Below are 20326 nucleotides of genomic sequence, written 5' to 3' on the forward strand. Positions count from 1 at the left end.
GAGCCCTGGAGGGGAGCGGCCGTTTTCATCACGGAACGATGACCAAATTGGGTCGTGTTTTGGGTTAAGGGCGCAGGCTGGCGCGCAGGGCCCGCGTCGGACGGTCGCGCCGGTCCTTGGGCGCGGCGGCCTGGAAGATGGCACGGAAGGCGTCGCGCCGCTCGTGGATCGAGGCCAGGACCAGCCCCATCGGCACACCCAGATCGACCAGCAGGTTCTCGGCCAGCTGCAGGCTGGCCTCGGTCGTCTCGGGCACGGCGTCCGTGACGCCGAGCGCATAGAGCCTGGCCGCATGGCGATCGTCACGGGCGCGGGCGATGATGATCAGATCGTCGCGCAGGCCTCGGGCCGCCATGACGACCTCGTCGACCTTGCCCGGCGCGTCCATGGTCACGACCAGGGCGCGCGCCGTGTCGATCCCGCACAGTGACAGCATTTCGGGCCGCCCCGCATCGCCATAGGAGACATCGAAGCCATCCCTGCGCCCGGCGGCGACCGCGGTGGGATCCGTATCGAGCGCAATGAACGTCTGGTCGTGCCGGCCCAGCATTTCGGCCACCAGACGCCCGACCCGTCCGAATCCGACGATCAGCACGTCGCCCGACCGTGCCTCCGGCTCCGGCAGGGGGGGCACGGGGCCGGGCACGGCGACGCGCGCCAGCCTCTGGCCCAACATGGCCATCAGCGGCACGGTGAACATGGACAGGGTGGCCGAGACCAGGACCCCTTGCGTGAACGCGCGCGCCGCGATCCCCTCCACCATGCCGGTGGTCAGGATGACGAAGGCGAACTCGCCCGCCGGACCCAGCACCAGCGCCGTCTCGATCGCGGCGCGCATCGACAGGCCCCAGGCTCTTGCCAGGCCGAAGATCAGCCCCGCCTTGATCGTGGTCAGCGCCAGGGCCAGACCGAACACGCCCAGCGGATCGGCCGCCACGGCATCGAGATCCAGCCCGATGCCGACCCCGACGAAGAAGACCCCCAGCAGCAGGCCCTTGAACGGCTCGATATTGATCTCGATCTCGCGGCGGTACTCGGTCTCGGCCAGCAGGATTCCGGCGATCAGGGCCCCCAGACTCATCGACAGGCCCGCAGCCTGGGCCGCCACGCCCGCGCCGATGACGACCAGCAGGCACAGGGCGACGAACAGCTCCTGGCCCCCGCCCTTGGTCTTCCGGCGGCTCTTTGCGACCGACCGGAACAGCGGGCGCAGACCCAGCCGGCCGATCACGACGATCAGGGCCAGACCGATGGCGGCGGGGGCCAGGGTCAGCAGGGCGGGCCCCAGGACCGACAGCGTCATCTCGCCGCCACCGGCCGCCAGGGCCGCGAGGACCGTCACGGTGATCAGGATCGGTGCCACGGCCAGGTCCTGCGCCAGCAGGGCCGAAAAGGTGGCACGCCCGACGACACCCTTCATCCGCCCCCGCTCGGCCATGACCGGCAGGACGACGGCCGTCGATGACAGCGCCAGCCCCATGCCCAGCACGGCCGCCGAGGCCAGCGACTGGCCCATCGCCATGAAGGTGGCACCCAGCACGACGGTGCAGACCCCGACCTGCATCAGGCCGAAACCGAAGACGAGCCGTCGCATCGCCTTCAGCCGTTCCCACGAAAGCTCCAGCCCGATCATGAACAGCAGGAAGGCGACGCCCAGTTCGGACAGCTGCGACAACTGATCGGCGTCGTCGATGGTCAGCCAGGCCAGCCAGGGGATCAGGGGTGCCAGCCGCCCCAGCCCGTCTGGCCCCAGCAACACACCGGCGGCCAGGAATCCCAGCACCGGGCTGATCTTCCAGCGGCTGAACAGGGGCACGACGATGCCCGCCGCCGCCAGGAAGACGACCAGATCCTTGTATTCGCCGCCGCCGTGTCCGCCCGTCATCCGCACTCCTCGCCGATAGGGACGAGTCTAGACCAGCCGCAGCCTCCACGGGCACGACTTTCATTAACTTTTTTTAAGACGACAGGTTGCGGCCCGGGCGTAGGGTCCTGCCCAGTCGCCGTCCACGGCGCTTGTCCGCCGACGGAAAATCCAGGAAATCCCATGAACAGACTTCTGATCGGTGCCGCTGTCGGCGCACTGCTTCTTCCCGCGTCCACCGTGCTGGCACAGGAGCACACCTGCGTGGATGAAAGCTGCACCGTCATGTCCCTGTTCCAGGACGTCCCGGCTGTCGAGGGTGCGACGGGCTATCAGGGCATCGCGGCACCGAAATACGGCACCTGGGGCTTCGACACGGCGGGCATGGACACCTCGATCGCGCCCGGCGACAGCTTCATGCGCTATGCCAATGGCGCGGCGCTGGATCGTCTGGTCATTCCGTCGGACCGCACCAGCTACGGCTCCTTCGCCCTGCTGCGCGAGCTGTCGGACAACCGCCTGAAGGTGATGATCGAGGGCCTGGCCGCCCGCACGGATCTGGTCACCGGCTCCGACGAACAGAAGATCGCCGACGCCTACCGCTCCTATATGGACACCGACCGGATCGAGCAGCTGGATGCCCAGCCGCTGCAACCCTATCTGGCCGCGATCCGTGCCGCCGACACGCGCGAGAAGCTGGCCGCCTACATGGGCGGTACCAACGGCCGACTGGGGGCCTCGATCTTCGGCACCGGCATCACCACCGACCAGAAGGCGCCCGACCGCTACGTTGTCTCGACGGGACAGGCGGGCCTCGGCCTGCCGAACCGCGACTACTATCTGTCGCCGCTCTATGCGGACAAGAAAGAGAAGTATCAGGTCTATGTGGCCCGGATGCTGGAAATGGTTGGCTGGGAAAACCCGACCGACGCCGCCGCTGCCATCGTCGCGATGGAGACCCGGATTGCCGAGGCCCACTGGACCCCGATCGAAAACCGCAACCGCGACCGGACCTACAACGAATACACCATTCAGCGGCTGGTCGACGAAGCCCCCGGTTTCGACTGGGTCGGCTACTACACCGCTGCCCGGCTGGGCGACGTGCCACGCCTCATCGTCCGCCAGAACACGGCCCTGCCCAGGATCGCCGCCATCTATGCCGAAACGCCGGTCGAGACCCTGCAGGCCTGGGAAGCCTTCCATACTGTCGACGAGGCCGCGCCGCGCCTGTCGCGCCGGTTCTCGGATGCCCAGTGGGAGTTCCGCTCCCGTGACCTGTCGGGTCAGCCGGAACAGCGCAGCCGCGAGAAACGCGGCATCAGCTTCGCCGAGGGGGCGCTGGGCGAGGCCGTCGGCCGCCAGTATGTCGCCGACTACTTCCCGGCCGAATCCAAGGCCAAGATGGAGCAGCTGGTCGCCAACCTGCGGCTGGCCCTGGGCCAACGGATCGACAACCTGACCTGGATGAGCGACGCCACCAAGGCCCAGGCGCACGACAAGCTGGACAAGTTCACCGTCAAGATCGGCTATCCCGACCGCTGGCGCGACTATTCCGACCTCGAAATCCGCGCCGACGACCTGTTCGGCAATGGCGAGCGGGCCGGGCTGTTCCAGTGGAATTACCAGCTGAACCGCCTGAATCAGCCGGTCGACAAGGCCGAATGGGGCATGACGCCCCAGACGGTGAACGCCTATTACAACTCCACCAACAATGAGATCGTCTTCCCCGCTGCGATCCTGCAGCCGCCGTTCTTCGATCCCGATGCGGACCCGGCCGTGAACTATGGCGGCATCGGCGGTGTCATCGGCCACGAGATCGGCCACGGTTTTGACGACCAGGGCTCCAAGTCCGACGGCAACGGCGTGCTGCGCAGCTGGTGGACGGCCGAGGACCGGGCTAATTTCGATGCCCTGACCACGCGGCTGGGGGCCCAGTACGACCAGTTCGAACCGTTGCCGGGCTATCATGTCCAGGGCGGCCTCACGATGGGCGAGAACATCGGCGATGCCGCCGGCACGGCCGTGGGGCTCGAGGCCTATCACCTGTCGCTGGCCGGGGCCGAGGCTCCCGTCATCGACGGCTTCACCGGCGATCAGCGCTTCTTCCTGGGGTGGGCGCAGGTCTGGCAGTCCAAATCGCGCGAGGACGCCCTGAAGCAGCAGGTCGCCACCGACCCGCACAGCCCGGCCGAGTTCCGGGTCATCGGCCCGCTGCGGAACGTCGATGCCTGGTACACGGCCTTCGACGTCCAGCCCGGCACCCGCTACTATCTGACGCCCGCCGAGCGCGTTCACCTCTGGTAGGCTGAAAAAACGGCTTGTCGTCCCATCGCCACCCGGCGGTGGGGCGCCAAGGCCCGCTGGAGACCCTGTTTCCGAAACCCCGTCTTAAGACGACTGTGCCAACATGGGACTATGCCAGAGGTCTCTGAAGGCGTCGTTCGTCGCCGCATCAGCCAGCAGGAACTCGACGCGATCTGCGCCCGGCACGACCGGCTGTGGCAGGCGCGGCCCGGCGGGGCGCGCGCGGTCTTCGCCTGGATGGACCTGTCGGGACTGAACCTGAAGGGCCGCAATCTCGCCGACGCCGACTTCTCCGCCGCCTGCCTGATCGGGGCCGACCTGACCGGCGCGCGGCTGGACAACGGAACCTTTTTCGGCGCGGACATGCAGGACGCGATCTTCGTCGACGCCTCGCTGCGCCGGGCGGATCTGCGCGGGGCCTGTCTGCGCGGGGCCAACCTCTCCGGCGCGGACCTGTTCGAGGCCGACCTGCGCGAGGGGGCCATCGCCTCGGCCAGCAAGACCGACGGCTTCCGCATCGTGGAGGCGCAAGGGCGCAATATCACCCAGGCCCAGGGTGTCAGCCTGGTGGGTGCCAACCTGCAGCGATCCCGGCTGTCCGGCATCGCGGCCCAGTCGGCTGACTTTTCCGACGCCATCATGAAGGACTGCAAGCTGGTCCGCGCCAACCTGAAACAGGCCTGCTTCCGGGGGGCCGATCTGGCGGGTGCCGACATGTCGGGTGCGGACCTGACCGGTGCGGACATGCGCGACGCGGTGCTGGTGGGTGTGAACTCGTCGATGTGGCGGACCGACCGGGCCAATCTGGAAGGGGCCCTGACCGACAACCGCTCCGCCGGAGAACCGGTCGCACAGCTGCCTGCGGCCGAGATGCTGCATGAACACGCCATCTGGTGCGAGAGCGGTGGCGTCGAGGGTCAGCCTTCGGTCTTCGACCATGTCGATCTGCGAGGCCTCGGCTCGATCACAGGCCTGAACCTGACGGCCCTCTCGGCGCGGGGCGCGGTCTTCTACGGACTGAACATGGAGGGTGTGCAGCTTCAGGGCGCGCATCTGGAAGGGGCCGATCTGCGCTCCACCAATCTGAAGCGCGCCGATCTGCGCGGGGCCCGCCTGAGCGGCGCGCGTCTGAACGGGGCGGACCTGCGCGAGGCACAGCTGGGGCCCCTGATGATCGGGCCGGACCGCCTGCTGCCCGCAGACCTGACCGGGGCGACCCTGCGCTCTGCCGATCTGACGGGCGCGGACCTGCGGCGTGCCGTCCTGGTCGGGGCCGATCTGACGCGGGCCAGCCTGCACGGAGCCCAGACCCGCCATGCGGTCCTGACCGACGCCGTGCTGGCGGGGGTCAGGGGTTATGAACGCCAGGCCGAAACGACATAGGCATCATGCGCACACGTCCTGGCCGCCGATACGTCGCCCGGATCGCCGCAACGCTGGACAGGGCGGCCCCGTAAAGGACCGCCCCATCGCCTGCGAAAGCCGAAACCGTCAGGCCGTCTTGCTCTCGATCAGTCCCGTCGAATCCTTCGTCGCGATCTCGATGCGCCGGGGCTTCAGCGCCTCGGGGAGTTCGCGCTTCAGTCCGATGGACAAAAGGCCGTTGTCGAGCCCCGCCTCTGTCACGACGACATAGTCTGCCAGCTGGAAACGGCGCTCGAAGTCACGCTCGGCCAGGCCGCGATGCAGATACGTCCGCTCGGTCGTATCGTCGTTGGCCGTCTTGCGACCGGCGACGGTCAGCAGGTTTTCCTTGACCTCGATGTTCAGCTCGTCGGGCTTGAAGCCGGCGACGGCGATCTCGATCCGATAGGCGTTCTCGCCCGTCGTCTCGATGTTGTAGGGCGGCCAGCCGGTTTCCTGACTGGTGCGCGCGGCGCTTTCCAGCAGGCCCGCCAGACGGTCGAAGCCCACGGCGGAACGATAGAGGGGGGTGAAGTCGATGGTACGCATGTCGATCTCCTGATCATCAGCAAGATGGAACCGGCCCGCGTTTTGCCCGGGTCGGCGGTGGGGATCAGTCCGTCCGGCCCCCGTGGGGCACCGAATGGCCTGCGAGAGCCCGGTGACCGGCACTCTCGAAAAGGAAGGTTGGGATCGCGTCCTGCGACGTCAAGGGGCGGGTGATGGCGCGATCGTCACTTGTTCGACCCCTGCCTCAAACTATGGTGCCGCCTGAAATCCATGCCCACCCGGAGACGCCCATGCGCCGCCTGACGCTGTCCCTCGCAGCCCTCGTCCTGATGACGGGCTCCGCAGCCGCCCAGACCCTGCCGACGCCGGGTGAGACGGCAGCCCAGCGCGTGGCGCGGCGCGAGGCCATGCAGCCCCCCGTGCTCCGGGAGGATGAACAGCTTCAGGCCGCGATCGGATCCGACACCCGCCCCGCCGCGGACGTGGCCCGCGACGCCTTTCGGCATCCCTACGAGACCCTGACCTTCTGGGGCCTGACGCCCGGCATGAGCATCGTCGAGATCGAGCCGGGTCGCGGCGGCTGGTGGAGCGCCATCCTGCGGCCCTATGCGGCGGCGACCGGTGGCACCTACACGGCGGTCAATCGGCCGCTGGAGGGCATGGGCGTGGCCGACGGCACGGCCGACCTGATCGTGGTGGCGCGCGCCTTCCACAACTGGCAGCGCTCGACCCCCGCGCGGACCGGCCCCTATCTGGAGGCCTTCTTCAGGGCGCTGAAGCCCGGCGGCATCCTCGCCGTCGAGCAGCACCGCGCCGACGAGGGCCTGAATGCCGCCGTCACCGCTCCCACCGGCTATGTCTCCGAAAGCTACGTCATCCAGGCCGCGCAGGCGGCCGGCTTCGTGCTGGAGGCCCGCAGCGAGCTGAACGCCAATCCGAGGGACAATCACGATCATCCCTATGGCGTCTGGAGCCTGCCGCCGACCCGCGTCAGCGCCCCGCGCGAGGGGGTCGCGACGGATCGCGCCACGCCCCTGACCGAGGCGGAACGTGCGGCGCTCGATGCCATCGGCGAGAGCGATCGCATGACCCTGCGGTTCCGCAAGCCGGGCTGATCGGGCCGGGTTTCGCCAGCGACGCTCAAGGCTTTGACGCGCCTGACGAAGCCCTCTAATCCAGCGGCTTCCGGGACGTTTCGTACCCGGGGGGGCGGCAGGACGCGGATAGTTGATGCAGGATCGGAGGACGCCTCGATCATCGGCCGTATCGCGTCGCGCGATGCTGTCCGGCGTGGGTGTCGTCGCCGTCCTGGGTATGGCCGCCTGCGGCCGGAAGACGGAAACCAAAGCCGATCCCGAAGCCCCGTCCGGCCCACCCGAAGGGTCGCTGGAATGGGCCATCGCCGGGCCCTGGCGCGCAGCCGACCGGTCCCGCGACCCCTGGCGCCATCCGCTGGAGACCCTGCGCTTCTTCGGCCTGCAGCCGGACATGACGGTGGTCGAGTTCTGGCCCGGCAGTGGCTGGTACACCGAGATCCTTGCCCCTTATCTGCACAAGGGGAAGGGTGAATACTATGCCGCCGGCTTCGCGACCGGGCCGGGGGCCGATCCGGCGCAGATCGCCCTGAACGCCAATTTCGAGCGCCGCTTCAGTGCCGACGAGCGTCTGTACGGGGAGATAAAGTTCAGCCAGTTCGGCGCGACGACCGGACCGGTCTGCCCGACGGGCGAGGCGGACATGGTCCTGTTCATGCGCAACATCCACGCCTGGATGGCCGCCGGCATTGCGGAAAAGGCCTTCGCCGACGCCCATGCCGCCCTGCGACCGGGCGGCACGCTGGGCGTCGAACAGCACCGCCTGGCCCCGGACCAGGATCAGGACCCGGCCGCCGCCAACGGCTATGTCCAGGAAGCCTTCGTCAAGCAGCTGGCCGCCGAGGCCGGGTTCATCTTCGTGGCTTCGTCAGAGATCAACGCCAATGACGACGACACCAAGGATCATCCCTTCGGCGTCGAGACCCTGCCGCCCCGTCTGGCGACCTCCCCCCCCCGGCACCCCGCCCGATCCGACGTTCGACAGCGCCCGATATCGCGAGATCGGCGAAAGCGATCGCATGACCTTGAAGTTCAGGAAGCCAGAGTGAACCGCGCCGCCGCCTTTGCCGCCAATGCCCCGCTCATGGGGGTTCCGGGTGCCGCCGCCCCGCCCGGGGGCGAGGGCGACTGGTTCCGCGGGGCCGGGGGTCTGCGCCTGCGCGCCGCCTTCTGGATCCCGTCCGCCCTCGTCGCCCCCCGACCGCGTGGCACGGTCATCCTCAGCCCCGGCCGGACCGAGCCGATCGAGAAATATTTCGAGGTCATCGGCAATTTTCTGGCGCGCGGCTGGTGCGTTCTGGCTCACGACTGGCGGGGCCAGGGTCTGTCTGCCCGCCTGCTGCCGGATCGCCTGAAAGGCCACGCCCGGGCGGTCGAGGAATTCCTCGACGACTATTCGCGCCTGCTGGACGCGTTCGAGACGCGGGCCCCCAAGCCATGGATCGCCGTCGGCCATTCGATGGGTGGCACGCTGAACCTGCTGAGCCTGCAGGCGGGCGAGAACCGCTGCGCCGGCGCGATTCTGTCCAGCCCCATGCTGCGCATCAAGACCGGCAAGCGGTCGATGTGGTCGGTCAAGCTGGCGGTGCGCTGGAACGTGCGTCACGGCAAGGCCGGCGACTTCGTGCTGGACGACCCGGACGATCCCTTCGACCACACCTTCGAAAAGGACGCCCTGACCTCCGACGAGGGCCGATACGAGATGTGGCGACAGCAGCTCTATGCCTGCCCGCACCTGGCCGTCGGGGGCCCCACCTGGGGCTGGCTGGCTTTCGGCATCGACGCGGGCGAACGCGCGCTGAAGCCCAAGGCGCTGAAATCGGTGACAATTCCCTGCACCATCGTCCAGTCGGGCGAGGACGACCGGGTCTGGAAACAGACCAACCGCTGGGCCGCCAAGCGTCTGGGTCGCGGGCGCTATGTCGAGGTGGCCGGGGCGAAGCACGAGGTCATCATGGAGACCGACGACCACCGCGCCATCTTCCTGCGCGAGTTCGACGCCATGGCGGATTATGTGTCGCCCGTGAACGACCTGGCCCCCGTGCCGACGGACTGATCGCTACTGCGCGCCCCGGCGGAATGCGACCAGGGCCTGATCGCGCACGCGCGGGTCGCCGACGGCGATGATCCGGCCGTCGCCGCTGACCGGCTCGCCCGCCCAGTTGGTGACCTCGCCGCCCGCCGCCTCGACCACGGGGATCAGGGCCGACCAGTCCCAGACCTTCAGGCCCGTCTCGGCCACCATGTCGATCCGCCCCATGGCCAGCATCGCATAGGCATAGGCGTCGCAGCCGTAGCGGGCCAGGCGCGCGGCCGCCATCACCTGGGTCCAGGCCCCCAGTTCGGGCGCGGTGAAGATTTCCGGCGCGGTCGTGGCGATCACCGCATCGGTCAGCCGCTCGCAGGGCCGCACGCGGATCGGCCGGGTCTGGCCCCGGCTCATCAGCACGGCGCCCGAGGGTCCCCCCAGAAACAATTCGCCGATGTACGGCTGGGAGATGGCGCCGACCTTCGGTCGTCCACCGACCCGGAGTGCAATCAGGGTCGTCCACATCGGCAGGCCCGCGATGAAGGCCCGCGTGCCGTCGATGGGGTCCAGGATCCAGACGTGTTCCGCGTCCGGTCGGTCCTCGCCGTATTCCTCGCCGATGACCCCATGGTCGGGGTACCGGGCTGCGATCATCGTGCGGATCGCGGCTTCCGCCTCCCTGTCCGCCTGGGTGACCGGATCGAAGGCACCCGGGCCCGCCTTGTTCTCCTCGGCATAGTCGCCGCGAAAGTAGGGCAGGGTCACACGGGCGGCCCCGGCGGCCAGCTCGACGGCAAAGGATTCAAACTCGGTCATGGGAAGTGGCGAGTGGCGAGTGGTGAGTGGTGAGTCAAGCTCGACCCTTCACCGTTCGTTGCCCATCTCGTCACTGACCACTCGCCACTCGCCACTCGTCAGGACGCGACCGCGTCCCCTTCCGAGTGCAGCGACTTGGCCAGGTCCAGCAGCCGACGGCGCGGGCGTTCGCCCAGCTGATAGTAGGCCTGGATCAGGTCGAGGGTCTCCTTGCGTGAAAACATCTCCCCGCCATTGGCGCTGGCGGTCTCCCTGCGCTCCATGGCCTCGGCCAGACCGTCGTAGAAATAGCTGATCGGCGTCTCCAGCGCCTCGGACAGCTGCCACAGGCGCGCGGCCGAGATACGGTTCGCCCCGCATTCGTATTTCTGGATCTGCTGGAAGCGGATGCCGACCTGGATGGCCAGCTGTTGCTGGGTCAACCCCAGCAGGCGACGACGGCGGCGCAGACGGCGCCCCAGGTGAAGATCGATATCGGTGGCCATTGCCCAGTCCCCTTCTTCTCGCGGGCTGTGCCAAAGCGGCACGGCTCGTCCGGGATGCCGCAATCACCATGCCGCCTTCGCGTGACGGGCGAGCGACCGTTCAGAGCCGGAAGGCCGACATTCGGCAGTGCGACGCAACCAGCGATGTCGCAGCGCATTATCAGCCCACCTCTGCTTTGGAAGGATATGGAACATGGGTCTCGGAATCATCGGCTGGATCGTCATCGGCATCGTGGCCGGCTGGCTGGCCGAAAAAGTCATGGGTCGTAATCACGGCCTCGTCACCAACCTGATCGTCGGCGTGGTCGGGGCGCTGCTCGGCGGCTGGATTGCCGGCAACCTGCTGGGCATCCCGGTCGGCGGCTTCAATCTGGTGACCCTGCTGGTCGCGTTCGGCGGCGCCGTCCTGCTGCTGTTCCTGCTGGGTCTGGTCAAGCGTCGCGCCTGATCCCCTCCGCTACGATCATCGACGAAAGGGCGGCCCGCGCGGGCCGCCCTTTTTCGTGCTCGTTGCGCCCCTGTAGCGAACCCTCGTGGGGCGGACCTTCCCGCCCGACAGGGGCCCGGGCCTACAGCATCGCCGGAATGACGCGGTCCGGCGGTCGGTGGCCGTTCTGGAAGGTCATCACGTTCAGGATCACGCGGTCGCCCATGTCCTGACGCGCCTCCAGCGTCGCCGATCCCAGATGGGGCAACAGCACGACATCGGGCCGTCCGATCAGGCCCGGGTGGATCGCCGGTTCGTTCTCATAGACGTCCAGTCCGACGCCGGAGAGGGCGCGCCGCGCCACCGCCTCGGCCAGGGCCGCCTCGTCGATCAGTTCGCCCCGCGCCGTATTCACCAGGATGGCATGCGGCTGCAGCAGGCCCAGTCGCCGGCCCGACAGCAGGTGATGGGTGTCTTTCGTCGCCGGGCAGTTCAGCGAAATCACATCCATGCGCGACAGCATCTGGTCCAGATCGTCCCAGTAGGTCGCGCCCAGTTCCTCCTCGATCCGGGGGCTGACGGGCTTGCGGTTGTGATAGTGGACCTGCAGTCCGAACGCCCGCGCGCGCCGGGCCAGGGCCTGGCCGATCCGGCCCATGCCGACGATTCCCAGCCGCTTGCCCCACAGCTTGCGCCCGCACATCCAGGTCGGGGTCCAACCCTCGAACCGCCCTTCGGCCACCACCTGGGCACCCTCGACGATGCGGCGGCTGACGGCCAGGATCAGACTCATGGCCAGATCGGCGGTATCCTCCGTCAGGACGCCGGGCGTGTTGGTGACGATGATCTGGCGGGCGACGGCCGCGTCGATGTCGATGTGATCCACGCCCGCGCCGAAGTTGGCGATCATCTTCAGCCGGTCGCCCGCCCCGGCGATCAGGCCGGCGTCGATCTCGTCGGTGATGGTGGGCACCAGGACATCGGCGCGCTGCACCGCCGCTTCCAGCGCCGCGCGGTCGAAGGGAATGTCCTTCAGGTTCAGCTCGGCGTCGAACAGCTCGCGCATGCGGGTCTCGACCGCGTCCGGCAATCTTCTGGTTAAGACGACCTTAAGCCGGGCGTTGGACATAGGAGCCTTGGGTTTTCAATGGGCGACCGCGCCGGTCTGCCCGCCTGCGACGGGTCTCCACCGGTGTCTAGCAAGTCTCGCGGCCACGTCCAAAGCCTCTCGCGCCGGATCGGAGGCCTCGTGGCCGTCGTCGCCTGTGCCGTTCTGGCCGGCGCGGGCGCGACCATGCCGGACGGACGCCCCACGCCCACGGGGCTGGAGGTCCCGCGCTGGGTCTCGCTGAAGTCCACTCACGTCCGCGCCCGCCAGGGTCCGGGGCTCGACTACCGCATCCTGTGGGAATACCGCGCCGCGGGCCTGCCGGTCCAGGTGATCGCCGAAACGCGCGAGTGGCGAAAGATATGCGATCCCGAACACGGCGTCGCCTGGATCAACCGCAGCGTCGCCTCCGGCCGACGCGGGGCCTTCAATGGCAGCGATGTCGAGGTGGCGGTGCATGCCGCTCGCAACGCCCGGTCGCCCGTACGCGCCCGTTTCAGCCCCCGCTCTGTCGTCGCCCTGGACGAGTGCCGGGATGGCTGGTGCCGCGTCCGGGCGCACAAGCTCAAGGGCTGGCTGCCCCAGGGGTCCGTCTTCGGCACCCAGCCGACGGCCCAGTGCGACGCGCGCCGTGGGGCGGGCGAGGCAGGGTAGCGCCCCGAACTTTCTCCGCCCCGCGAAGGGCAGGGAGAGTGCCGTAGTGGTTGAGCCCTCCATCGTGCTCGTGTAACCCCGGCGCAACACACCGGAGCGGCCACGCCTTGAACACTTCGCAATACCCGTCGTCCTTCGACCACGCCGCCCTGCTGGCTTCGGGCCGGGGGGAGCTGTTCGGGCCGGGCAATGCCCAGCTGCCGGCCCCGCCCATGCTGATGTTCGACCGGATCACCGAGATCAACGGCGATGGCGGCGAGCATGGCAAGGGCTATGTCGAGGCCGAGCTGGATATCCATCCCGACCTCTGGTTCTTCGCCTGCCACTTCATCAATGACCCGGTCATGCCCGGTTGCCTGGGTCTGGACGCCATGTGGCAGCTGGTCGGCTTCTATCTCGGCTGGATCGGCGGACCGGGCCGGGGCCGGGCGCTGGGCGTGGGCGAGGTCAAGTTCACCGGCCAGGTCACGCCGGACATCCGGAAGGTGACCTACAAGATCACGCTCAAACGGGTCATCAACCGTCGTCTGGTCATGGGAATCGCCGACGGGGTGATGGAAGCCGACGGCGTGCCTATCTATACGGCGACCGACATGCGCGTCGGTCTGTTCCAGGCGGGCGAAAAGCCCGTCGACGCCTGAAACCAAACCAATACCGCGGTCAACGCGGAGCCTTAGGTCAGAGAAGGAAACTGCATGCGGCGTGTCGTCGTCACGGGTCTGGGTATCGTCTCCTCCATCGGCACGGGCCGGGATGAGGTCACGGCGTCGCTGCGCACAGCACGATCGGGTGTGGTCGCTGCCCCGGATCATATCCAGCACGGCTTCCGCTCCCAGGTCTGGGCCCCGCCGTCGCTGGGCGCCACCGCCGAGGACTGGGCACCGCTGGTGGACCGTCGCGCCGCGCGCTTCCTCGCCAACGGCACGGCCTGGGGTCACATCGCCTTCGAGGAGGCGCTCAGGGACTCCGGCATGACGCCGGAAGAGATCCGGGACGACCGCATCGGCCTGATCGTGGGCGAAGGCGGGCCCTCGACCCAGGTCATTCTTCAGGCCGCCCAGACCACGATCGAAAAGGGCGCGCCCAAGCGGATCGGACCCTTCGCCGTGCCCAAGGCCATGGCGTCCGGCCCCTCGGCGGTCCTGTCGACCTGGTTCCAGATGCGCGGCGTCAACTATTCGATCTCCTCGGCCTGCGCGACCTCGGCCCACTGCATCGGCGCGGGGGCCGAACAGATCCAGTGGGGCAAGCAGGACGTGGTCTTCGCCGGTGGTGTCGAGGACATCGACTGGTCCATGTCCAACATGTTCGACGCCATGGGTGCCATGTCGTCCGACTTCAATGCGACGCCCTCGGTGGCCTCCAGGGCCTATGACGTCGCCCGCGACGGCTTCGTCATCGCCGGCGGTGCCGGGATCGTGGTGCTGGAAGAGTACGAGCGGGCCGTCGCCCGCGGTGCCCGGATCTATGCCGAGGTCGTCGGCTATGGCGCCAATGCCGATGGCTACGACATGGTCGCGCCCTCGGGCGAGGGGGCCGAGCGCTGCATGAAGATCGCCATGGCCCAGGCCGGAGGCCGCAGGATCGACTATCTGAACCCCCACGGCACCTCGACGCCGGTCGGGGACAGCAAGGAGATGGGCGCCGTCCGCAACGTCTTCGGCACCGACATGCCGCTGATCTCCTCGACCAAGTCCCTGACGGGCCACAGCCTCGGCGCGGCGGGCGCTCAGGAAGCGATCTATTCGCTGCTGATGCTCGACAACGGCTTCGCCGCCGAAAGCGCCCACATCGAAAACCTCGATCCGGAGTTCGAGGGGATGCCGATCCTGCGCGAACGCAAGGACGTCGAACTGACCACCGTCATGTCCAACAGCTTCGGCTTCGGCGGCACCAACGGGACGGTGATCTTCTCCAAGGTGTGAGCCGGTGAGGGCATAATCCCTCACCCTTTCGCGCAAGTCTGATCGCCTGGGGCTCTCAGGCGCTCAAGCCCTCTCCCTGCGGGAGAGGGTTCTCGTTGATCGGCCCCCCTGCTAGGTGGGCCAAAGAGGAGACACACGATGGCCACCGAATCCGCCTGGAACATGCCCGCGGGCGAACTCATGAAGGGCAAGAAGGGCCTGATCATGGGGGTGGCCAACGCCAACTCCATCGCCTGGGGTATTGCCTCCCAGCTGGCGGCCCAGGGGGCGGAGCTGGCCTTCACCTATATGGGCGAGGGGCTGGAGCGTCGCGTGCGACCCCTGGCGGAAAGCGTGGGCGCCAAACTGCTGATCCAGGCCGACGTCACCGACGACGCCTCGATGGACGCGGCCTTCGCGGCCCTGGAGGCCGAATTCGGCACGATCGACTTCGTCGTCCACTCCGTCGCCTTCGCCAACAAGGACGAGCTGAAGGGCTCCTTCATCGACAATACCAGCCGCGACAGCTTCCTGCTGGCCATGAACATCAGCTGCTTCAGCTTCGTCGATGTGGCGCGTCGGGCGTCGAAGATCATGCCCAACGGCGGGTCGATGGTCACCATGACCTATCTCGGTTCGGAACGGGCCATCCCGAACTACAACACCATGGGCGTGGCCAAGGCGGCGTTGGAGGCCGCGACCCGCTACATCGCCCGCGACCTGGGTCCCCGGGGCATCCGCGTCAACGCCATCTCGGCCGGGGCCATGCGGACGCTTTCTCTGGCCGGAATCTCGGGCGGCCGGGGCATGATTGCCCAGGGCCGCGCGATGTCGGCCATGAAGGAGGACACCTCGATGGAGGGCGTCGCCGGCGCCGCCCTGTGGCTGTGCTCGGACCTCGGCTTCTCGACCACCGGCGAGGTCGTCCACGTCGACGCCGGCTTCCACATGATGGGGCTGGCGGGGGACGAGGAGGGGTGATGCGCGACACTTGCGAGATCAAGGCGTTCAAGCAATGGCACTCGATCACCCTTGAAGCGGCGCTGACGACCTACGCTCGACGAGAATTCCGCTGTCCTGAGTGCCAAGGTCAGATTCGCGCTCACAAGGAGGGGTCGTCTGGCGTCCCCCGCGCACATTTCGAACACCTGGTCGCAAATCCGGGGTGTTCTCTGGGTAACTGCTTTAGCGGCACCCCGGCGAGACATCTTCGCCCGCTGGCTTGAGACCTGATGATCCAGGACAGGGTGGGGATCGTCGGTCCCCGGACCACCATCCATGTCATGCGCCGACCTGACGGCCGCAAGAGCAGGGACTCTTGCCGGCTGCTGTGAGCCGTCAGACTTCGTCGGCTTGCCCGACCTGCACAAGCGGGGCCATATCGGGCGTCAGCAACGCGGAGGTGCCGGATGGCCCACAAGTTCGAAATCTACAAGGACAAGGCCGGCGAGTTCCGCGTCCGGTTCAAGTACAATTCCGAGGTGATCTTCTCGACCGAGGGCTATTCCGACAAATCGGGTGCCAAACGCGCGATCGAGTCGATCAAGAAGCACGTCGGCGACGCAGAGACCGAAGAGGTCTAGTCCGGCTCGCGCTCGCCGACCTCGTTCGGGCGGATGGCCAGCAGCCAGCCGTCCGACAGGTGCAGTTCCGGCGTTGCGGCCCGGGTGAACGGCAGGAACCAGGTCGGCCCGCCCGCAGCGGGTGCGATCTCCAGCATGTCGTCGGCCCCGAAATTCTGTACTGCCTTCACCGTGCCCAGAACGACGCCGTCGGGATCGCGGGCCTCCACCCCGATCAGGTCTGCCAGATAGAATTCGTCCTCGTCCGGGGCCGGAAACCGCTCGCGCGGGACGTGGAGCTTGAGGTTCCGCAGCGCATCGGCCTCCTCCCTGGTGGCGACCTCCTTCACCCGGCCGACGATGCCGTCCTTCGTCGGCCGGGCCGACAGGACGGTCAGGGCGTGCGACCCGTCGGCGCGCAGCAGGGGACCATAGGCCGTCAGAGCCAGAGGGTCGGCCGTATAGGCCGTGATCTTGACCTCGCCCTTCACGCCGAAGCCGCCCGCGACATGGCCGACAAGGATGAGTTTGGCCGTCATCGTCCCCTCTCCCGGAGGGAGAGGGCTTGAGCGCCCCAGAGCGCAGCGATCGGACTCGCGCGAAAGGGTGAGGGGTTAAGGTGGGGGCCGGTCAGACCGTAACCCCTCACCCGACCGCGCAAGGACGACGGGCTGAGCCTGCCGTGCGCGGTCTCCCTCTCCCGCCGGGAGAGGGAGATCACGCTTAAGCCTCGGTCTTTTCTTCCTCGGCAGCGCCTTCGGCCGGAGCCTCTTCAGTGGCCGGGGCCTCCTCAGCCGGAGCGGCTTCGGCCGCAGCCTCGGCGGGAGCCTCTTCAGCGGCGGCTTCCTCGGCAGGGGCCTCTTCGACCGGCGGTGCGTTCCTGGCGGCTTCGGCGGCCGCGGCCGCTTCTTCCCGGGCGCGTTCGGCGGCTTCGGCAGCCTCGATCTTGGCGGCGGCTTCGGCCTCGGCGCGGTCGGCTTCGCGCTGGGCGCGTTCGGCCGAGCGTTCCTGGGCCTTCTTGCCCGGGGTGCCCTTGTTCGGGTTGTTGCCCTGGGTCCACTTGACCTTGCCGGCCAGGGCTTCGTCCTGGCTCAGGAAGCGGGCAACGCGGTCGGTCGGCTGGGCACCCTTGCCGAGCCATTCCGAGATGCGCTCCGCCTTGAGCGTCACGCGGGGCTTGTCGCCATCCTTGGGCAGCATCGGGTTGTAGGTGCCGACGCGCTCCAGGAACTTGCCGTCGCGCGGCGAATGCGAGTCCGCGACGACGATATAGTAGTAGGGGCGCTTCTTGGTGCCGCCACGGGCCAGACGAATCTTCAGCATGTCAGTCTTCTTTCAGGGAGATCAGTTGGGTTTCTTGGGAAGGCCGGGCAGGCCCGGAAGGCCCCCCGGCAGTGATCCGCCGCCCAGGCCGGAAAGCCGGTCCTGAAGGGCCTTGATTTCGTCCTCGGACGGCTCGGGCATCCGCCCGCCGCCGAGGGATTTGAGGCGCGAGATGTCGGGACCGCCGATGCCGCCCATACCCCCGCCCCCGCCGGGCATTCCGGGCATACCGCCCATCATCGCCGCCATCTTCTGCAGATTGCCGCGCCCGCCCCTCGACAGGGACTTGACCATATCGGCCATCTGGCGGTGCTGCTTGAGCAACCGGTTGATGTCCTGGACCTCGACACCGGCGCCGGCCGCGACGCGCTTCTTGCGGCTGGCGTTCAGCAGGTCGGGCTTCCTGCGCTCGGCCTTGGTCATCGAAGAGATGATGGCTTCCTGGCGCAGGATCATCCGGTCGTCGATGTTCTGCTCGGCCATCTGGGCCTTCATCTTCGCCACGCCGGGCAGCATGCCCATGATGCCCTGAAGGCCGCCCATCTTCTTCATCTGCTGCAGCTGGGCCGCCAGGTCGTTCAGGTCGAACTGTCCCTTGGCCAGCTTTTTGGCCATGGCCTCGGCCTTGGCCTGGTCCAGTTCCGTCGCGGCCTTCTCGACCAGGGCGACGATGTCCCCCTGACCCAGGATCCGGCCAGCGACGCGGCGGGCGTCGAACACCTCCAGCGCGTCGACCTTCTCGCCCGACCCCATGTATTTGATCGGCAGGCCGGTGACCGCCCGCATCGACAGCATGGCCCCGCCGCGCCCGTCGCCGTCGGCCCGGGTCAGGATCAGGCCGGTCAGGGGCAGGCGTTCATGGAAGGCCCTGGCGGTGCGGACCGCATCCTGGCCGGTCAGGCTGTCGGCGACCAGAAGGGTCTCGACCGGACTGGCGATGGCGGCGACCTCGGCCACCTCGTTCATCAGGCCTTCGTCGAGGGTGATGCGGCCTGCGGTGTCGAGGATCAGGACGTCGAAGCCCTGAAGCTTCGCCGAGGTCAGGGCCCGCCGCGCGATCTGGACCGCGCTCTCGCCCGCCACGATCGGCAGGACCGCGACCTCGATCTGTTTGCCCAGCTGCGCCAGCTGTTCCATGGCCGCCGGACGCCGCGTGTCCAGCGAGGCCATCATGACCTTCTTGCGATCGAACTTCGTCAGCCGCAGCGCCAGCTTGGCGGAGGTGGTGGTCTTGCCCGACCCCTGCAGGCCGGCCATCAGCAGGACGGCGGGCGGGGTGGCGTTCAGGTTGAGCGGGGTCGGCTCCTCGCCGCCCAGCATCTCGACCAGGCCGTCATAGACGATCTTGATGACCTGGTCGGCGGGGCGGACCGAACGGATGACCTCTTCGCCCGTGGCCTTTTCCGTAGCGAAGGCGATGAAGTCCTTGACGACCGGCAGGGCGACGTCGGCCTCCAGCAGGGCCACGCGCACTTCGCGCATTGCCTCTGAGACGTCCTTTTCGGACAGGGCACCGCGGCCGGTGATCCGGTCGAAAACGCCTGTCAGCCGCTCGTTCAGAGCCTCGAACATAAACACCTCATTGGGGCGGGTGACGCGGCTCCATACGACAACGGCCCCTGGCGACGATCACGTCGGCAGGGGGTTCTCGCCATCCTCGTCCGGTCGAAACCGGGGTCGTGATGGTGGAGACGCGAGGTTCACTTGCGCCGGAAGCGCGGGCTTATGCACGATGTTCCTCCTGTGGGCAACACGCAGCTTTGGCTTGAGGTCTCGGTGAATTTGACGGGTGACGCCTGCCGCACGGATGCCTAATGATTAACGGGAACGAATGGGGGGCAAAATGTCACTACAGGACGCATGGTTAGCGGCGCTGGATAACCTGATTGCCGCCGCTCACCACCTGAAGGAGCAGCGTGGGAAGCCCGGCGAACCTGCTGCTCTCCACGAAATGAAAGAGGCCCAAAACGTCTTCGACGAAATATCGGGACTGCTGTGATGCTCATAGCCGTTGTTATCATAGGTTTTAGTGTTCTGATTTTTCAGCTAGAGGCCCTACGTGTACTACTAGTTGATGTCGTAAAAAATCTTAGAATGATAAATATTCGTGATGAGGGTGCTGATTACCATATTTCGACAGAAGAGCTCGCTGAAATGAGCATTAAACAAGATGCAGGTCTATATTAGACGGCCTCGTGTTTACCTAACGACGCTCGATCCAGTAGTTCGGCTACAAACCCGTTCAGACTCTTGCCTTCCCGCGCCGCCGCGGCGGCCGCCCTCCGATGCACCTCCGGCGCGACCCGGACCGAGAAGGTGCCCGAGAAGGGCTTGTCCGGCGTCTTGCCACGCTCGCGGCACCAGTCGAGGTAGTCGGCGATCGTATCGGCGAAGGCTGTCTTCAGCTCGTCCGGCGTCCGCCCCTGGAAGGTCAGAACATCGCGGGTATTGATCACCTCGCCGTGGAACAGACCGGCAGCCTCGTCCAGTTCGACGGTCGCCAGATAGCCGTCATGGGTCATGGTCGTCATCGTTTGGCATCGGGCGCATGGCCCGCCTCCGTCAGAAACCGGCGCACGGATTTCAATGCGCCCTTGTCCGTCTCCTTCTGCGGATGCGGACGGTGAAAGACGGCATCGACGGCGTTCAGGCTGACCCGAACCCGGGAGCCCCGGCCCTCGCTGATCGTGCCGCCCGCCGCCGAGAACAAAGCCTCCACGTCCGACCACGCGACATTGGCCCGCACCGGATCGGCGAAGATAGCGTCCAGCGTTCTGGCATGTTTGCCTTTCACGGAAACATGATACCGAATTTTGATACCAGATCAAATCACGCTTCATGG

General features: G+C 67.4%; 21 protein-coding genes and 1 pseudogene. 12 read left to right on the forward strand and 10 right to left on the reverse strand.

Annotation, left to right across the window (positions count from 1 at the left end):
- Window positions 1-64: 64 nt before the first annotated feature.
- Window positions 65-1885: a cation:proton antiporter gene (locus O3139_RS02445; protein ID WP_269515322.1), complete on the reverse strand. Its 1821-nt coding sequence runs from the start codon at window positions 1883-1885 to the stop codon at window positions 65-67.
- Between the two features lie 162 nt (window positions 1886-2047).
- Here O3139_RS02445 and O3139_RS02450 point away from each other — a divergent pair, with 162 nt between their 5' ends.
- Window positions 2048-4168 (forward strand): M13 family metallopeptidase, encoded by a 2121-nt coding sequence (locus tag O3139_RS02450; RefSeq protein WP_269515323.1) that lies wholly within the window; start codon window positions 2048-2050, stop codon window positions 4166-4168.
- Window positions 4169-4279: 111 nt separating this feature from the next.
- A complete protein-coding gene (locus tag O3139_RS02455; RefSeq protein ID WP_269515324.1) occupies window positions 4280-5551 on the forward strand; it encodes a pentapeptide repeat-containing protein in 1272 nt (423 codons plus the stop codon).
- A gap of 108 nt (window positions 5552-5659) precedes the next feature.
- Here the strand turns inward: O3139_RS02455 and O3139_RS02460 are convergent, their stop codons facing one another.
- Complete coding sequence (locus O3139_RS02460) at window positions 5660-6121, reverse strand: Hsp20 family protein (RefSeq protein ID WP_269515325.1); 462 nt, start codon at window positions 6119-6121, stop codon at window positions 5660-5662.
- 251 nt (window positions 6122-6372) lie between these two features.
- Here O3139_RS02460 and O3139_RS02465 point away from each other — a divergent pair, with 251 nt between their 5' ends.
- From O3139_RS02465 to O3139_RS02475, 3 genes and pseudogenes are all read left to right on the forward strand, one after another.
- The gene (locus O3139_RS02465; RefSeq protein WP_269515326.1) at window positions 6373-7197 is read left to right on the forward strand and encodes a class I SAM-dependent methyltransferase; all 825 of its coding nucleotides are present in this window, start codon (window positions 6373-6375) and stop codon (window positions 7195-7197) included.
- A gap of 163 nt (window positions 7198-7360) precedes the next feature.
- Window positions 7361-8225, forward strand: a pseudogene (locus O3139_RS02470) (class I SAM-dependent methyltransferase).
- A 35-nt stretch (window positions 8226-8260) separates the two neighbouring features.
- Window positions 8261-9232 (forward strand): alpha/beta fold hydrolase, encoded by a 972-nt coding sequence (locus tag O3139_RS02475; RefSeq protein WP_269516515.1) that lies wholly within the window; start codon window positions 8261-8263, stop codon window positions 9230-9232.
- 3 nt (window positions 9233-9235) lie between these two features.
- Here O3139_RS02475 and hisN read toward each other — a convergent pair whose 3' ends face one another.
- Together hisN and O3139_RS02485 are read right to left on the reverse strand one after the other, a co-directional pair.
- Window positions 9236-10021, reverse strand: coding sequence for a histidinol-phosphatase (gene hisN, locus O3139_RS02480; protein ID WP_269515327.1), 786 nt, complete (start codon window positions 10019-10021; stop codon window positions 9236-9238).
- Window positions 10022-10119: 98 nt separating this feature from the next.
- On the reverse strand, window positions 10120-10506 hold the full coding sequence (locus O3139_RS02485) for a helix-turn-helix domain-containing protein (RefSeq protein WP_013267992.1): 387 nt from the start codon (window positions 10504-10506) through the stop codon (window positions 10120-10122).
- Between the two features lie 193 nt (window positions 10507-10699).
- On the opposite strand from O3139_RS02485, the gene O3139_RS02490 reads away from it, so the two are divergent.
- Complete coding sequence (locus tag O3139_RS02490) at window positions 10700-10954, forward strand: GlsB/YeaQ/YmgE family stress response membrane protein (protein ID WP_269515328.1); 255 nt, start codon at window positions 10700-10702, stop codon at window positions 10952-10954.
- A 121-nt stretch (window positions 10955-11075) separates the two neighbouring features.
- On the opposite strand, the gene O3139_RS02495 is transcribed toward O3139_RS02490, so the two are convergent.
- Window positions 11076-12062, reverse strand: a complete 987-nt coding sequence (locus O3139_RS02495) for a 2-hydroxyacid dehydrogenase (RefSeq protein ID WP_269515329.1) — start codon at window positions 12060-12062, stop codon at window positions 11076-11078.
- A 120-nt stretch (window positions 12063-12182) separates the two neighbouring features.
- Here O3139_RS02495 and O3139_RS02500 point away from each other — a divergent pair, with 120 nt between their 5' ends.
- The 5 genes from O3139_RS02500 to O3139_RS02520 all read left to right on the forward strand — a co-directional run bounded on the left by O3139_RS02500 (window position 12183) and on the right by O3139_RS02520 (window position 16182).
- Complete coding sequence (locus O3139_RS02500) at window positions 12183-12695, forward strand: SH3 domain-containing protein (protein WP_269515330.1); 513 nt, start codon at window positions 12183-12185, stop codon at window positions 12693-12695.
- Between the two features lie 107 nt (window positions 12696-12802).
- The gene (gene fabA / locus O3139_RS02505; RefSeq protein WP_269515331.1) at window positions 12803-13336 is read left to right on the forward strand and encodes a 3-hydroxyacyl-[acyl-carrier-protein] dehydratase FabA; all 534 of its coding nucleotides are present in this window, start codon (window positions 12803-12805) and stop codon (window positions 13334-13336) included.
- Between the two features lie 54 nt (window positions 13337-13390).
- Window positions 13391-14620 carry a beta-ketoacyl-ACP synthase I gene (fabB, locus tag O3139_RS02510; RefSeq protein ID WP_269515332.1) on the forward strand — a complete coding sequence of 410 codons (1230 nt, stop codon included), beginning with the start codon at window positions 13391-13393 and terminating at the stop codon, window positions 14618-14620.
- Window positions 14621-14782: 162 nt separating this feature from the next.
- Window positions 14783-15580: an enoyl-ACP reductase FabI gene (locus O3139_RS02515; RefSeq protein ID WP_371812996.1), complete on the forward strand. Its 798-nt coding sequence runs from the start codon at window positions 14783-14785 to the stop codon at window positions 15578-15580.
- Between the two features lie 428 nt (window positions 15581-16008).
- On the forward strand, window positions 16009-16182 hold the full coding sequence (locus tag O3139_RS02520) for a YegP family protein (RefSeq protein ID WP_209322281.1): 174 nt from the start codon (window positions 16009-16011) through the stop codon (window positions 16180-16182).
- Here O3139_RS02520 and rimM read toward each other — a convergent pair.
- The 3 genes from rimM to ffh all read right to left on the reverse strand — a co-directional run bounded on the left by rimM (window position 16179) and on the right by ffh (window position 19056).
- Window positions 16179-16700: a ribosome maturation factor RimM gene (gene rimM, locus O3139_RS02525; RefSeq protein ID WP_269515333.1), complete on the reverse strand. Its 522-nt coding sequence runs from the start codon at window positions 16698-16700 to the stop codon at window positions 16179-16181. The two genes, O3139_RS02520 and rimM, sit on opposite strands and share 4 nt — an antisense overlap.
- A 184-nt stretch (window positions 16701-16884) precedes the next feature.
- Complete coding sequence (rpsP, locus tag O3139_RS02530; RefSeq protein WP_269515334.1) at window positions 16885-17484, reverse strand: 30S ribosomal protein S16; 600 nt, start codon at window positions 17482-17484, stop codon at window positions 16885-16887.
- Between the two features lie 21 nt (window positions 17485-17505).
- Window positions 17506-19056, reverse strand: coding sequence for a signal recognition particle protein (ffh, locus tag O3139_RS02535; protein WP_269515335.1), 1551 nt, complete (start codon window positions 19054-19056; stop codon window positions 17506-17508).
- A gap of 271 nt (window positions 19057-19327) precedes the next feature.
- On the opposite strand from ffh, the gene O3139_RS02540 reads away from it, so the two are divergent.
- Window positions 19328-19483: a hypothetical protein gene (locus tag O3139_RS02540; RefSeq protein WP_269515336.1), complete on the forward strand. Its 156-nt coding sequence runs from the start codon at window positions 19328-19330 to the stop codon at window positions 19481-19483.
- 184 nt (window positions 19484-19667) lie between these two features.
- Here O3139_RS02540 and O3139_RS02545 read toward each other — a convergent pair whose 3' ends face one another.
- On the reverse strand, window positions 19668-20015 hold the full coding sequence (locus tag O3139_RS02545; protein WP_269515337.1) for a type II toxin-antitoxin system HicB family antitoxin: 348 nt from the start codon (window positions 20013-20015) through the stop codon (window positions 19668-19670).
- Window positions 20012-20278 carry a type II toxin-antitoxin system HicA family toxin gene (locus tag O3139_RS02550; RefSeq protein WP_269515338.1) on the reverse strand — a complete coding sequence of 89 codons (267 nt, stop codon included), beginning with the start codon at window positions 20276-20278 and terminating at the stop codon, window positions 20012-20014. The genes O3139_RS02545 and O3139_RS02550 overlap by 4 nt, the downstream gene beginning before the upstream one ends.
- Window positions 20279-20326: the final 48 nt, after the last annotated feature.

Origin of the sequence: Brevundimonas subvibrioides, from assembly GCF_027271155.1 — a bacterium.
Classification (GTDB): Bacteria; Pseudomonadota; Alphaproteobacteria; order Caulobacterales; family Caulobacteraceae; genus Brevundimonas; species Brevundimonas subvibrioides_D.

Excerpts from the sequence above, each read along its gene's own strand:
- ffh (WP_269515335.1), bottom strand. The coding sequence starts at position 19,056 with ATGTTCGAGGCTCTGAACGAGCGGCTGACAGGCGTTTTCGACCGGATC.
- O3139_RS02495 (WP_269515329.1), bottom strand. The coding sequence starts at position 12,062 with ATGTCCAACGCCCGGCTTAAGGTCGTCTTAACCAGAAGATTGCCGGAC.
- rpsP (WP_269515334.1), bottom strand. The coding sequence starts at position 17,484 with ATGCTGAAGATTCGTCTGGCCCGTGGCGGCACCAAGAAGCGCCCCTAC.
- O3139_RS02515 (WP_371812996.1), top strand. The coding sequence starts at position 14,783 with ATGCCCGCGGGCGAACTCATGAAGGGCAAGAAGGGCCTGATCATGGGG.
- rimM (WP_269515333.1), bottom strand. The coding sequence starts at position 16,700 with ATGACGGCCAAACTCATCCTTGTCGGCCATGTCGCGGGCGGCTTCGGC.
- O3139_RS02445 (WP_269515322.1), bottom strand. The coding sequence starts at position 1,885 with ATGACGGGCGGACACGGCGGCGGCGAATACAAGGATCTGGTCGTCTTC.
- O3139_RS02455 (WP_269515324.1), top strand. The coding sequence starts at position 4,280 with ATGCCAGAGGTCTCTGAAGGCGTCGTTCGTCGCCGCATCAGCCAGCAG.
- O3139_RS02465 (WP_269515326.1), top strand. The coding sequence starts at position 6,373 with ATGCGCCGCCTGACGCTGTCCCTCGCAGCCCTCGTCCTGATGACGGGC.
- O3139_RS02475 (WP_269516515.1), top strand. The coding sequence starts at position 8,261 with ATGGGGGTTCCGGGTGCCGCCGCCCCGCCCGGGGGCGAGGGCGACTGG.
- fabB (WP_269515332.1), top strand. The coding sequence starts at position 13,391 with ATGCGGCGTGTCGTCGTCACGGGTCTGGGTATCGTCTCCTCCATCGGC.
- O3139_RS02545 (WP_269515337.1), bottom strand. The coding sequence starts at position 20,015 with ATGACGACCATGACCCATGACGGCTATCTGGCGACCGTCGAACTGGAC.
- O3139_RS02460 (WP_269515325.1), bottom strand. The coding sequence starts at position 6,121 with ATGCGTACCATCGACTTCACCCCCCTCTATCGTTCCGCCGTGGGCTTC.
- O3139_RS02450 (WP_269515323.1), top strand. The coding sequence starts at position 2,048 with ATGAACAGACTTCTGATCGGTGCCGCTGTCGGCGCACTGCTTCTTCCC.
- O3139_RS02490 (WP_269515328.1), top strand. The coding sequence starts at position 10,700 with ATGGGTCTCGGAATCATCGGCTGGATCGTCATCGGCATCGTGGCCGGC.
- O3139_RS02485 (WP_013267992.1), bottom strand. The coding sequence starts at position 10,506 with ATGGCCACCGATATCGATCTTCACCTGGGGCGCCGTCTGCGCCGCCGT.
- O3139_RS02540 (WP_269515336.1), top strand. The coding sequence starts at position 19,328 with ATGTCACTACAGGACGCATGGTTAGCGGCGCTGGATAACCTGATTGCC.
- hisN (WP_269515327.1), bottom strand. The coding sequence starts at position 10,021 with ATGACCGAGTTTGAATCCTTTGCCGTCGAGCTGGCCGCCGGGGCCGCC.
- O3139_RS02520 (WP_209322281.1), top strand. The coding sequence starts at position 16,009 with ATGGCCCACAAGTTCGAAATCTACAAGGACAAGGCCGGCGAGTTCCGC.